Genomic DNA, 13,233 nt, shown 5'->3' on the forward strand with positions numbered 1-13,233 from the left:
CCCTATCAGGCTACTTAACCAAAATGGTTTAGTAGACTAATTTAACGATTATCTAATTGCTTCTCAACTAATTGTAATACAATTGAGAGCACTTGTACAATTGTTAAACTTGTTGTGTCAATTATGACAGAATTTTCCGCTGGCTTAAGTGGCGCAACGGAACGTTCTCTGTCTCGCTTATCTCTTTCTTTTATTTCTTTAATTACCTGCGCGAGGCTAGCATTTTTTTCACTACTTTGCAACTGTAAATAGCGCCTTTTTGCTCTTTCGTCCGCAGATGCATCCATGTAGATCTTTAAAAAAGCATCGGGAAATACCACGGTGCCCATATCTCGACCATCAGTAACGAGGCCCGGTGGCGTTGCAAAATCTCGTTGCCTTTGTAATAAAGCGCTACGAACTTCAGGAATTGCTGCAAGTTCCGAGGCCTTTTGGCTACAAGTGGGTGTACGAATAGCGGATGTAACATCGGTTTGTTCATAAAATACCTGTTGCTCACCTGCCTCATTGATGACAAATCGGAGAGGTAGTTTTTTTGCTAACGAGACCAATTGGGAAAGATCGGTGCTATCAATATGATTCTGTAATGTGCCATATGCGAAAACACGATATATCGCGCCGCTATCGAGATAATGCCACCCAAGCTTTTGAGCTAAAAGCAAACTGATGGTCCCTTTTCCAGTACCACTTGGTCCATCGAGTGTTATTACAGGTACTTGTTTTGCTTCACCCATCGCGATTTTCCTCTGTAACATGCATTCCCAATGAAGTAGCTATTGATTGAAACTGAGGAAACGATGTTCTCACTGATTCTGCATGAGCAATCGTGACTTCATGTTTGCATATTGATGCTGCGACAACAAAGGCCATAGCAATACGATGGTCACCGTAACTATTAATTTCCCCACCTTGCAGCTTACCACCCTCAATATAAACCCCATCTTCAAACGCCTGACATTCAATTCCCATGCGTTGTAACCCTTCGACCATCACGGCGATGCGATCACTTTCTTTGACTCTGAGTTCTCGAGCACCATGCAGCAACGTTTGGCCTTTTGCAGCAGCAGCCGCAACAAAGATTGCTGGGAATTCATCAATGGCTGAGGGTACCAAACTCGCTGGAATATCAACCCCTTCCAATGGGGCGTATCGTACTCGCAAATCGGCCACAGGTTCTTCACCGCAAAGCCGTTTATTGATAATGTCTAGACTTGCACCCATTGACTGTAATATCTCGATAACCCCTGTTCGAGTTGGATTCAAACCAATGTTTTTAAGTGTGATATCGGAACCTGGAATGATGGATGCCGCGACCATAAAGAAAGCAGCCGATGAAATATCACCTGGTACAATAATATCTGTGCCTATCAATTCATGATCCGGACTGATTGTCACGGTATGCTCTGTTTTTCGAATAGGGTAGGAAAATGCTGTTAACATCCGCTCAGTATGATCGCGTGTTAACGTCGGTTCAGAAACTGATGTTTCACCTTCAGCATATAAACCTGCCAGGAGTATAGCTGACTTCACCTGAGCGCTAGCCACAGGCATCTTATAATGAATGCCATGCAGTTTTTGTCCGCCGCGTATTGTGACCGGTGGGCAACCATTGTTTGTGATAATTTCTGCACCCATGACTGTCAGCGGTTTACTCACTCGCTCCATAGGACGTTTAGTTAAGCTTGCATCACCTACTAATGTTGAATCGAAAGACTGACCTGCAAGGAGTCCTGTTAATAATCGAATAGTCGTGCCCGAGTTGCCACAATCAATCGGCATTTTAGGCGCTACTAAGCCATCTTTGCCAACGCCATTGATTATGACACGTTGACTGACGGGGCCCTCAATATTAACGCCCATGGATTGAAACGCTTTCAAGGTAGCGAGACAATCTTCTCCTTGTAAGAAGCCATTGATGATGGTCGTACCCTTAGCAATTGCCCCAAGCATAATCGCTCTATGAGAAATTGACTTATCCCCGGGAATCAGTGCGGATCCTTTTAATGCTCCGGCTTTTTGGCAAATAAACTGACTGCGGCCCATTAAGTATGTTCCTTTTCAAAATGCGTCATAAAGTTAACCAGCGCTTGCACACCTTCAATTGGCATTGCGTTATACAAGCTGGCGCGAATGCCGCCTGCCAATCGATGACCACGAAGTGATAACAAGCCATTTTTTGCAGCTTCCTGGATAAATTTCTCTTCCAAATCGGGCTTATTTAAGCGAAAACAAACATTCAGTACCGATCGGTCTTCAGGGTGGACTGAGCAATGATATAACGTGGAGTTATCAATCATTGAATATAAAAGCTGAGACTTCGCACTATTTTTCTCCTGCATAGCAGAGACGCCACCTTGCTCTTTAACCCAGTCAAACATGAGGGTTGCCAAATAACAATTAAACGTCGGCGGTGTTGCAGCAAGGGATCGTTCGGCTATATGTGAACGATAATCTAACAAGAAAGGGATATTTTGATGTTGAATTTGCTCTGCGAAACTATCACGGATAATGACGATGGTTAGCCCGGCATTCGCTATCAATTTTTGTGCACCAGCAAATATCATTGCGTAATTTTTGACATCGATGGGTTCACTTAATATAAAGGATGTCATATCGGCAATGATGGGAACGTTTCCAACCTCAGGTATGGATCGAATTTGGACACCATTGACTGTTTCATTCGGGGTATAAAAGAGATATTGCAGATGACTATCCAGCATATCTTTATCAACGGATGGGGCACGATCGAAAGCAGAAGGTTCAGAAGACCCAACACAAATCGTTGGCTTCAGTCTTTGGCTTTCACGCCATGCTTTGTGGGACCACAACCCAGAAACAAGATAGCCCCCATAGCCACCCTCGCTGATAAAGTTCATAGGAATCATCGAGAATTGGGTCCGAGCGGGCCCACCAATAAACAACACATGATAATTATCAGGAATCGCCATCAGGCTACGAATGCCTTCTTCGGCCTCAGTCAATAATTCGATAAATACATCACTTCGGTGAGGCACCTCCAATATTGACATGCCGGTTGACCGCCAATTAAGTAATGCATCACGTGTCTCAATTAAGAGGGATTCGGGTAAAGTTGCAGGGCCAGCACTGAAATTATAGCCGCGTTCATTCATTTTCATCGCTTGGCTCATCATCTTCATCGATGGATGTGTCTGATATATCTTGCTCGTCACCCTCAGTGAATTCAATGTCACTATCGTCTTCATCATCAATTTCTTCGATTCGCTGTAAGCCGACGACAACCTCATCTTCGCTGACATTAATCAACCGAACTCCCTGAGTATTACGGCCAATAATGGATAGCTCAGATACTTTGAACCGCACTAATGTCCCCTGATCGGTGATTAACATCACTTCATCCGTATTGGAAACCATCTGGGATTTAACCACATCACCATTTCTATCATTGACCTGAATGGAGATAACACCCTGCCCCCCGCGACCAGTAATTCGATATTCTGCAATGTCGGTTCGTTTTCCATAGCCACGTTCCGTTGCAGTAAGAATGGCACCTTCTTCCGCAGCGATAACCAGCGATATGACTTTTTGCCCCGGTTGTAAGCGAATGCCGCGCACACCACGTGCGGTTCTTCCCATGCCTCTCACGTGCATTTCAGAGAATCGAATCACTTTACCTGCATTACTAAAGAGCATGACATCCTGCTTACCATCCGTCAGTTCAACACCGACGAGTTGATCATTTTCAGAGAGATCAATGGCGATAATACCCGAGGATCTTGGACGACTAAAGGCACTCAGCGCTACTTTTTTCACGGTACCCGATTCAGTAGCCATAAAGACATAAGAGCCTTCATGGTATTCCCTAACAGGCAACATTGCATTGATTCGTTCACCTTCAGCAAGCGGAAGAATATTCACAATCGGCCTTCCTCTGGAAGCACGCGACGCCAGAGGCAACTCATAGGCTTTGAGCCAATATAACTTGCCATGATTGGTGAAACATAAGAGCGTATCGTGGGTATTGGCAACCACTAATTTCTCGATATAGTCTTCTTCTTTAATATTGGTTGCGGAACGGCCCTTGCCTCCCCGCTTTTGCGCCTTGTAATCCTTCAACGGTTGATATTTCACATACCCTTGGTGAGATAAAGTCACGACAACATTTTCTTCTTGGATCAAATCTTCAATGGTTAAATCTTCTTGCGACGCCATTATCTCGGTACGTCTATCATCAGCAAACTGGGTTTTACTTTCGATGAGTTCATCTTTGATGACTGTCATTAAACGCTCAGGCGAAGCGAGAATGTCGAGTAAGTCTTTGATTAGGTCAAGCAACTCTTTGTATTCGTTGATAATTTTTTCTTGCTCTAAACCTGTTAATCGATGCAATCTTAACTCTAAGATAGCCTGAGCTTGTGCCTCGGATAATTGGTATCCATCTTCAAGCAACCCAATGGTTGCTGGTAAATCATCCGGCCGAGACGCATCACTGCCCGTGTTGGACAACATTGACTTAACCAAACCAGGTTGCCATTTGCGTTCTAATAAACCTTGTTTTGCATCTTGTGGGGTTGGTGATTGCTTGATGAGCTCGATCATCTCATCAATATTGGCTAACGCAATACCTAATCCCTCTAATAAATGCGCCCTGTTGCGGGCTTTCTTAAGTTCAAATAGCGTTCTACGCGTCACCACTTCACGGCGATGTTTAATAAAGTGCTCAATGACTTGCTTGAGGTTAAGGATGCGTGGTTGACCATCTACCAAGGCAACCATATTAATCCCAAATACATTTTGCATTTGGGTGTGTTTATAGAGGTTGTTAACGATAACTTCGGCTAGCTCGCCCCGCTTGAGCTCGATAACAATGCGCATGCCTTGTTTATCAGATTCATCGCGTAGACCTGAAATGCCTTCAATTTTTTTATCTCGCACCAGCTCGGCAATTTTTTCAATGAGTCTTGCCTTGTTAACTTGATAAGGAAGCTCTGTCACAATAATCGCTTGTCGATTGGTGTCAGGATCAGTTTCAACATCACTGCGAGCACGCATGATCGCCCGTCCGCGTCCTGTCTGATAAGCTTGGATAATCCCCGCTCGCCCGTTGATTATGCCTGCCGTGGGAAAATCTGGGCCAGGAACAATTTCCATCAGTTCATTAATGGATATATCAGGTTGATTAATTAAAGCGATACAAGCATCAATCACTTCTCCGAGATTATGGGGAGGAATATTGGTTGCCATCCCCACCGCAATACCAGAAGAACCATTGACCAAAAGATTGGGTATTCGTGCAGGCAATACCGAAGGTGCAAATTCTGTTTCGTCATAGTTGGGTACAAAATCAACGGTTTCTTTGTCTAAGTCAGCCAATAAGGCATGTGCCACTTTCGACATTCGAACTTCGGTATAACGCATGGCAGCGGCAGCATCACCATCAATACTACCAAAGTTTCCCTGCCCATCAACAAGCATGCAGCGCATGGAAAAAGGTTGTGCCATTCTAACAATGGTGTCGTAAACGGCTGTATCACCGTGAGGGTGATATTTACCAATCACATCCCCCACCACACGGGCAGATTTTTTATAGGGTTTATTCCAGTCATTACCCAACTCACTCATCGCAAACAGCACGCGTCGATGGACAGGTTTTAAACCATCCCTTACATCAGGTAATGCCCGTCCGACGATAACGCTCATCGCGTAATCGAGATAAGATTGTTTTAATTCATCTTCAATATTGACTGAAATGATTTCTTTGGCAGAATTCACCATAGTTTTGCCTTGTCCTTGCACTGATATATTTAAACTAAGCTAGGATATCATAGGTTTTCGGTGATTTCTATCAGTGCATGTTTAATCATGCGTTCTACTAGAGGCTCAATTGCATCGGCAAATTCCCCTTTTATTCGATTGGCAAGAACCACACTTAAAGATACGCATCGATGCCCCATTAATCGACTTAAACCATACAGAGCCGCTGTTTCCATTTCGATATTGGTGACGGGGATATCCTGGAAACTAAGTGTTGACAGATCGCGATATAAATTCGGGAAGGCAAGCGGATGACGTAAAGCCCTTCCTTGAGCAGCATAAAAACCGTTGCAGGTAATGGTTATCCCTGGTTTTGCATCATTCTTAAATTGCTGATGAAGCGATGACTCTGCTTGAGCGACGAAATAGGCGCTCGTATAATCTGTAAACGTTTTTTGGCAATTTTGATGTAAAAGTTTCTCATCATTTGTCATCGAATATTGATAAAAATCCATCATATTATCCAGTCCTATGGCATAGGCACTGTTTATAATATCACCAATAGCAAAATTCTCATGGATTGAGCCAGTTGTTCCCAGTCTAATCAACGATAATTGCCGGCCGTTATCGAGATAAGTCCGAGATGGCAAATCCATTGAAGCCAGCGCATCTAATTCATTGATAACAATATCGATGTTAGGCATACCAATGCCAGTGGATAGCACTGTCAAACGTTGATTGTTTAAATAACCGGTATGAGTCACAAACTCTCGATGCTGTCGTTTTAGTTCAATCGAATCAAAATGGCGGCTAACTTGATTTACCCGAGCCGGGTCGCCCACGGTGATAATCGTATCTGCAATTTCTTCAGACAACAGATCAAGATGATACACTGCCCCACGTTCATTAAGAGGTAAATCCGCTGCATTTGCCATCGCGTTTCAAATTGTTTGCTAAACTGTATCTAAAGGATATATTTTTGGACGTAACAATACAACATTTACCCATGAATTCTCATGGATATAAATCTCAAATTGACCTTTGTTATGCATTTATATAACATAGCCATTAAATTTGATAAGGGTGAATCCCTGTCTATCTAATATAGACTTAATTACCCTTGATAATATAAACACTAGGAGATTCTATGACCACGAAAAAGGCTCAATTAAACATCGATGGGCATGAACCAATTGACTTACCAATTTTTTCGCCTACCCTTGGTAATGATGTCATTGATGTGGGCAAGCTCGTGTCTGAAGGCTATTTTACTTATGATCCTGGTTTCGTATCAACAGCCGCCTGCGAATCAAAGATTACTTACATCGATGGTTCCAATGGAATCCTTCTCTATCGTGGTTATCCGATTGAGCAACTGGCAGAAAAAAAAGACTTCATTGACGTATCGTATTTATTGCTAAATGGTGAATTACCTACGAAAGAAGAAAAAGAGGATTTCACTTCTCTCCTCAATAATCACACCATGGTCCACCAACAAATGTACCAATTTTTGAATGGTTTTCGTCGAGATGCTCACCCGATGGCAATCATGGTTGGCATTGTGGGTGCTCTATCTGCTTTCTACCATGACACAACTGACTTAAACAACGAAGATGATCGCTATCGCTCTGCCATTCGACTGATTGCAAAAATGCCAACATTAGCAGCCATGAGTTATAAATACTCCATCGGCATGCCTTTTATGTATCCCAAAAATGACATGTCTTATGCTGAGAATTTTCTTCATATGATGTTTGGCGTACCAACTGAGAATCGTAATCCCGATCCTGTCCTAGTTGCAGCAATGGATGTCATTTTCACCCTGCACGCAGACCATGAGCAAAACGCCTCCACATCCACCGTCCGACTCGCTGGATCAACCGGCGCCAACCCTTATGCGTGCACGTCAGCTGGCATTGGTGCTTTATGGGGACCTGCCCATGGTGGCGCTAACGAAGCCTGTTTAAACATGTTGCAACAAATCGGCGACGTCAAACACATCCCTGAGTATATAAAACGTGCTAAAGATAAGGATGATCCATTCCGTCTCATGGGCTTTGGCCACCGCGTCTACAAAAGCTATGACCCACGAGCAAAAGTAATGCGCCACACCTGCCACCGCGTATTAGATGCAGTGGGTGCTCACAATGAGCCCTTATTCAAATTAGCCATGGAACTCGAGCGCATTGCCTTAGAAGATGATTATTTTGTTGAGAAAAAGCTTTACCCCAATGTTGACTTTTATTCTGGCATCACCTTAAGTGCTATTGGCATCCCAACGAATATGTTTACCGTTATCTTTGCCCTTGCTCGAACTGTTGGATGGATGTCCCATTGGTTAGAAATGAGTAGCAGCAAAGGTAAAATTGGCCGACCAAGACAATTATACACAGGCAAAACTCAGCGAGATATTGAATAACTTGCTCCTACAAACCACCCCAAATCTCAACTTTCAAAGCTATAATCGGGCATCTGCCCGATTTTACTGCTTTCAAACTATCTGCAACACCATCTAACCACTTTATAAAATGATCATATTTTAACCTTATTTTCGTCTATCTTCCAAAAATTCCATTCTTTTTATGAAGAACTGAAAATTCTTTACTAAAATAATATTAAGGACATAGTGAAATAAGAATGATAATAAGGGATTGATATGAAACGCATTGTGTCATTTGTTATCATAACATTATTCATAAGCCTCAGTCAGCAAGCCCAGGCTAATAAACGGTATGGCGAATTATTATGCCGCCAACAGGATTTCTTTTGTATCAAAGTTCGTTCTGGTGAAAGCTGGGGCAGCTTATTTCCAAACCCAGAATCACGCGATATTGTACGACGCATAAACCGCATGAACATCCAATTAAAACCGGGTATGGTGATAGCTATTCCCAAGTATCTAGATCGCATCAGCATATATGATGTCTCGCCCTTTCCAAGGTATATCGAATCAACGGGTGAACGCAGCATCTATGTCAGTCAACAAGACCTTGCTTGGGCTGCTTATGATCAGGATGGTGAACTCCTATGGTGGGGACCGATATCGCCAGGAAAAGGTAATTGCCGTAACCAAGATGGCTGCAAAACACCGTCAGGCTCTTTCCGCGTCATACGTAAACAAGACATTGATTGCATCTCAACAGCATTTCCTAGACGAGCCAACGGCGATAATGGCGGTGCTCCAATGCCTTACTGCATGCATTTTTTCAGAGGTTATGCACTTCATGGTAGCCCAGTTGTACCAGGTTATGCCGATAGTCATGGCTGCGTAAGAATGTTTATTGAAGATGCTCGCTGGTTAAATGAGGAATTTGTCACGCTTCCAGGAAATGGTTATAAAGGAACAAGGGTTATCATTGGAAGCCCCGCAAAGAATTCCTAAAGAAGGGGTTTACCAGGTTCTGTGTTAGCGAATCACAGCAAGCGCTTCTTCAAAACCAATTTGACTAAGTTGGTAACGCACTTGCTCCAGTTTTGCGAGCTTATCAAAGGGGCCAATGGTAATGACATATAAATCGCTAATCTGATCCATCATCACGGGCCATCTAAATTCCTTTTCAAGCCGCTTTTTTAATTTTTTGGCATTGTTGTAAATACTCATGCTGGCAACATGGATAAAATATTCGCCGACCGGATCGGCATAGTTAGCCATCGAAACCGCATCAACTGACACTTTGGCTGTTCCAGCTTGAATAATTCCTAATAGATACGCAGCAGAATAGGATAAATCGATAATGCGATCAGTATGGAACGGTCCACGATCGTTGACGCGCACAATAATAGAACGACCATTGGTAAGGTTTGTCACTTTAACATAACAAGGCAATGGCAGCGTTTTGTGAGCCGCTGTGATGGCATACATATCATAGACTTCGCCACTCGACGTACGTTTTTTATGAAAATCAGGCCCATACCAAGACGCAATACCCAGTTGATGAAATCCTTTGCTACTTTTTAAAACTTGATAAACGTTGCCATCCATTTTATAAGTAATTGGGTTGCCATAAAAGCTCAAAGGCTCATCAATTGGGATCACTGGCTTTAATTGCCGCACACGAGTTGCATGGGCTTCATAAGCAAAACCAAATGGCTTTAGCAATAAGATAAAGCATGCGATTAGAAAGCGAGCCAAAAATAATTGCATCGATGAAACTCATATTTGTGGTAACATGTTAGCGACGATCTCTATGATAAACTCAAATTGATTGTTAGTAAAAGTATCTTGGGTCTATAACGAAACGACGATAGGATAAAAAGCGAAACAACTGTCCATTCATAGCCAGATATATAACAATAGGACTATTTTTAACACAACGAGAGATGAGAATATTGCGATGCATCCTGAACAGTCTTCTTTAGGTCAAAAGACCCATTATGAAAATCAGTACAATCCAACCTTGTTATTCCCGATTGAGCGGTTCGCCAAACGAGTTGAAATAAATTTAGATGTCAACACGACCCCTTTATTTGGATACGATCTTTGGACGCACTATGAAGTTTCTTGGCTAAACAAAAAAGGAAAACCCCAAGTTGCCATTGCAATCATGATGATCCCCTGTCACTCTCGTTTCTTAATCGAGTCGAAATCATTAAAGCTCTATTTTAATAGTTTTAATCAAACACCGTTTTCAGATTGGCGGCAAGTCAAGCAAACCATAGTTAAGGACTTAAGCCAAGTTGTTGAAACCGAGATCCAAGTTCATCTCTACCCGTTAGGTGAGGCACCCCTTTCAACCTGCGCTAGATTCGAAGGATTATGCTTAGATGACCTCGATATTTCCTGTCATCAGTATCAACCTGATTCGAATTTGTTAAACACAACGAGTAAGAACACAACAGAAGTCATCCATTCCAATTTGTTGAAATCAAATTGTTTAGTCACGAATCAACCAGACTGGGGAAGTGTGCAAATTTCCTATCAGGGTCCTCAAATTGACCATGAAGGTTTGTTACGCTATATCATTTCATTCCGTGAACATAATGAATTTCATGAGCAATGCATTGAACGGATGTTTATGGATATTTTACGGCAATGCAAACCTAGTAAATTAACCGTAATTGGTCGTTATACCCGGCGAGGTGGTCTGGATATTAATCCTGTCAGAAGCACCCATCCGTTGGATTCCGTCAATTTATATTTAAGATTGATACGTCAATAAAGGCCTTGCGCTTGGGCAAGAGCCAAGGTTGATTAAGACGGCCACATCGCGGTATATTTTTTCATGTAAAGGCTATCATTCCGGCCCTAGCAGATACCCTGTTATGCAAATTCATGCTATAGTTCCAATTTTACATATGATAAAAAGAAAATGGCCGACATCCCCCACATGATCCAATTAGCAGTGTCGCATCTCAAAAATGCCCACGCTCCTTATTCTAAATTTCATGTGAGTTGTTGCATACAAGGAATAAACCAGCGTTATTATGTTGGCGTTAACGTGGAAAATATTGTCTATCCTTTAGGAAATTGTGCAGAAGCATCCGCCATTAGTCAGATGGTAACGGATGGCTGTAAAGGCATCGACAGTGTTGTTCTTTTGACAAGTGAAAATCGACTCTGTAGCCCATGTGGCGGTTGTCGGCAACGACTGTATGAGTTTGCCACACCGAGCACCAAAATATACTTATGTAATCAGAAATCTGTTCTAAAAGAGTATAATTTAACCGATTTATTACCCGAAGCATTTCATTTATTACCGACTTAACAGTGTGAGAATATGACTATTTATAATTTTGCCCATGAAGCTGCACATATCATTAAACAAGATTACCCTCAATATCGCCCCTTAGTAGGCATTGTATGCGGCTCAGGTCTTGGTAGTTTTACCGAGCAATTAGAAGATAGTGTACGCATCCCCTACGGTGATTTGCCTGGTTTTCCAAAAGTCACCGTCAGTGGCCATGGTGGATACCTAGTATTAGGACGACTGGGTGGTACCGATGTTGCCTGTCTTGAAGGCCGTTCACATAGTTACGAAAATCAAGATTTTACACCCGTTCTAACCTATGTTCGCACATTAAAGTTAATTGGTTGCCAGTATTTTATTGCTACCAATGCTTCAGGCTCCTTAAGAGAAGATGTTGGTCCAGGTGAGCTAATGCTAATAACGGATCATATCAATATGCAGCCGAGCAATCCATTGGCTGGAGAAAATGACGAACGGTTTGGCCCTCGTTTTTACCCGCTTGATAATGCCTATGATATCGAGTTACGCGCAAGATTATTAGAAATCGCCCAACAAGCGCATATCAATTTACATCAAGGTGTGTATATTTCCGTGCTAGGGCCCAACTATGAAACTGCCGCTGAAATTCGCGCATTTCGCATTATGGGTGCTGATGCTGTCGGGATGTCAACTGTGCCCGAGGTTCTGGTTGCTAATCATTGTGGAATGAAAGTTGCGGTGATAGCAACCATTACCAATTATGCAACTGGGTTGTCCACTGATTCTCATTCGCACGAAGCAGTCGTTGTGATGGCGGCCGCTGCCTCAAATATGTTAAACCGGCTATTAACTCAATTCATTGGTCAAATACATCATGGCTAGTCTATCAACACAAACAATCAATTTGTCGGATATGACCAATTTGATACACACCATCGAACATCCAACACTGGATAGTCAATCGCTTTTATCGCTAATAGACTATACATTTTTAAATGATAAGCGGTCTCAAGATGCGCTCGATGAGTTTGTTCAATCAGCCTACCGCTATCCTCAATTAGCCGGCATATGTGTTTATGCGCATCATTTACATTTATTCAAACAACACCCTAGCAAGAAAGTGACCGTCGTTAATTTCCCAGCCGGTGATCAAAACGACTTCGCTGTATTTGGCGAATTTGATTCGGTAATCAATGTCGCTAATCCCGATGAAATTGACTATGTATTTCCCTATCAGGCCTATCTTGACGGTGCAAAAGAGTATGCTTTACATCAATGCAAAAAAGTCATTGAACATAGTCGTAGAACCCAAGTGACAATAAAAATCATTATTGAGTCAGGTGAGTTCACCTCGCCGACAATTCTCTACGAGTTATGTAAGTCAATCCTTGAGTTCCAACCTGATTTCATTAAAACGTCGACTGGCTTTAGCAAAACTGGCGCCACCTTTGAAGCAGTTAGCGTGATTTGCCAAGCAATCAAAGATTCAGGCATTGACTGTGGGGTGAAAGTTTCGGGTGGGATAAGAGATGCCTTAGCAGCTTGTCGGTATATTTTCCTTGCTGAAACCATCCTTAACCGTCAAATTGATCCATCCTGGTTTCGTATAGGCGCAAGCCAGTTAGTGCGCAATTTAACATAAGGCAATTGCCGGGCCAAGGCCCTGAAGTATCTTCAGATTTCTAAAACAAGAAAAAGTTGCCGTCGTTGCGAGCGTAAGCGAAGCAATCCAGCACAGATGTTTAACATGACATCGATATGGATTGCTTCGCTTTCGCTCGCAACGACTATATATCATACATCTCCCCAAAACTGAGGATACTTAAGGCCAAGA

At 42.6% G+C, this 13,233-nt stretch carries 12 protein-coding genes; 6 read left to right on the plus strand and 6 right to left on the minus strand.

Features of this window, described 5'->3' with window-relative positions; translation table 11 throughout:
- Nucleotides 1–41: 41 nt before the first annotated feature.
- From cmk to AB3348_RS08425, 5 genes are read right to left on the minus strand one after another with little or no spacing between them, the layout of a single operon-like run.
- Nucleotides 42–734 (minus strand): (d)CMP kinase, encoded by a 693-nt coding sequence (gene cmk / locus AB3348_RS08405; protein ID WP_367607149.1) that lies wholly within the window; start codon nucleotides 732–734, stop codon nucleotides 42–44.
- Nucleotides 727–2,043: a 3-phosphoshikimate 1-carboxyvinyltransferase gene (aroA, locus tag AB3348_RS08410; RefSeq protein WP_367607150.1), complete on the minus strand. Its 1,317-nt coding sequence runs from the start codon at nucleotides 2,041–2,043 to the stop codon at nucleotides 727–729. Before aroA ends, cmk begins: the two co-directional genes overlap by 8 nt.
- Complete coding sequence (gene serC / locus AB3348_RS08415; protein ID WP_367607282.1) at nucleotides 2,043–3,131, minus strand: 3-phosphoserine/phosphohydroxythreonine transaminase; 1,089 nt, start codon at nucleotides 3,129–3,131, stop codon at nucleotides 2,043–2,045. The genes aroA and serC overlap by 1 nt, the downstream gene beginning before the upstream one ends.
- Nucleotides 3,124–5,754 (minus strand): DNA gyrase subunit A, encoded by a 2,631-nt coding sequence (gene gyrA, locus AB3348_RS08420; protein ID WP_367607151.1) that lies wholly within the window; start codon nucleotides 5,752–5,754, stop codon nucleotides 3,124–3,126. The genes serC and gyrA overlap by 8 nt, the downstream gene beginning before the upstream one ends.
- A gap of 47 nt (nucleotides 5,755–5,801) precedes the next feature.
- A complete protein-coding gene (locus AB3348_RS08425; RefSeq protein ID WP_367607152.1) occupies nucleotides 5,802–6,668 on the minus strand; it encodes a nucleoside phosphorylase in 867 nt (288 codons plus the stop codon).
- A gap of 212 nt (nucleotides 6,669–6,880) precedes the next feature.
- Between AB3348_RS08425 and gltA the strand changes: the two genes are divergently transcribed.
- Both gltA and AB3348_RS08435 read left to right on the plus strand, forming a co-directional pair.
- Nucleotides 6,881–8,152, plus strand: a complete 1,272-nt coding sequence (gene gltA, locus AB3348_RS08430) for a citrate synthase (protein ID WP_367607153.1) — start codon at nucleotides 6,881–6,883, stop codon at nucleotides 8,150–8,152.
- 237 nt (nucleotides 8,153–8,389) lie between these two features.
- Nucleotides 8,390–9,115 (plus strand): L,D-transpeptidase, encoded by a 726-nt coding sequence (locus AB3348_RS08435; protein ID WP_367607154.1) that lies wholly within the window; start codon nucleotides 8,390–8,392, stop codon nucleotides 9,113–9,115.
- A gap of 24 nt (nucleotides 9,116–9,139) precedes the next feature.
- On the opposite strand, the gene AB3348_RS08440 is transcribed toward AB3348_RS08435, so the two are convergent.
- Nucleotides 9,140–9,877 (minus strand): septal ring lytic transglycosylase RlpA family protein, encoded by a 738-nt coding sequence (locus AB3348_RS08440; protein WP_367607155.1) that lies wholly within the window; start codon nucleotides 9,875–9,877, stop codon nucleotides 9,140–9,142.
- A 190-nt stretch (nucleotides 9,878–10,067) separates the two neighbouring features.
- Between AB3348_RS08440 and queF the strand changes: the two genes are divergently transcribed.
- The 4 genes from queF (at nucleotide 10,068) to AB3348_RS08460 (ending at nucleotide 13,041) form a co-directional block, all read left to right on the plus strand.
- Nucleotides 10,068–10,892 carry an NADPH-dependent 7-cyano-7-deazaguanine reductase QueF gene (gene queF, locus AB3348_RS08445; RefSeq protein ID WP_367607156.1) on the plus strand — a complete coding sequence of 275 codons (825 nt, stop codon included), beginning with the start codon at nucleotides 10,068–10,070 and terminating at the stop codon, nucleotides 10,890–10,892.
- 93 nt (nucleotides 10,893–10,985) lie between these two features.
- On the plus strand, nucleotides 10,986–11,438 hold the full coding sequence (gene cdd / locus AB3348_RS08450; protein WP_367607283.1) for a cytidine deaminase: 453 nt from the start codon (nucleotides 10,986–10,988) through the stop codon (nucleotides 11,436–11,438).
- Between the two features lie 12 nt (nucleotides 11,439–11,450).
- Complete coding sequence (locus tag AB3348_RS08455) at nucleotides 11,451–12,281, plus strand: purine-nucleoside phosphorylase (RefSeq protein ID WP_367607157.1); 831 nt, start codon at nucleotides 11,451–11,453, stop codon at nucleotides 12,279–12,281.
- The gene (locus tag AB3348_RS08460; protein ID WP_367607158.1) at nucleotides 12,274–13,041 is read left to right on the plus strand and encodes a deoxyribose-phosphate aldolase; all 768 of its coding nucleotides are present in this window, start codon (nucleotides 12,274–12,276) and stop codon (nucleotides 13,039–13,041) included. The genes AB3348_RS08455 and AB3348_RS08460 overlap by 8 nt, the downstream gene beginning before the upstream one ends.
- Nucleotides 13,042–13,233: the final 192 nt, after the last annotated feature.

Source organism: Legionella sp. W05-934-2, from assembly GCF_964199965.1.
GTDB lineage: Bacteria > Pseudomonadota > Gammaproteobacteria > Legionellales > Legionellaceae > JAFIFT01.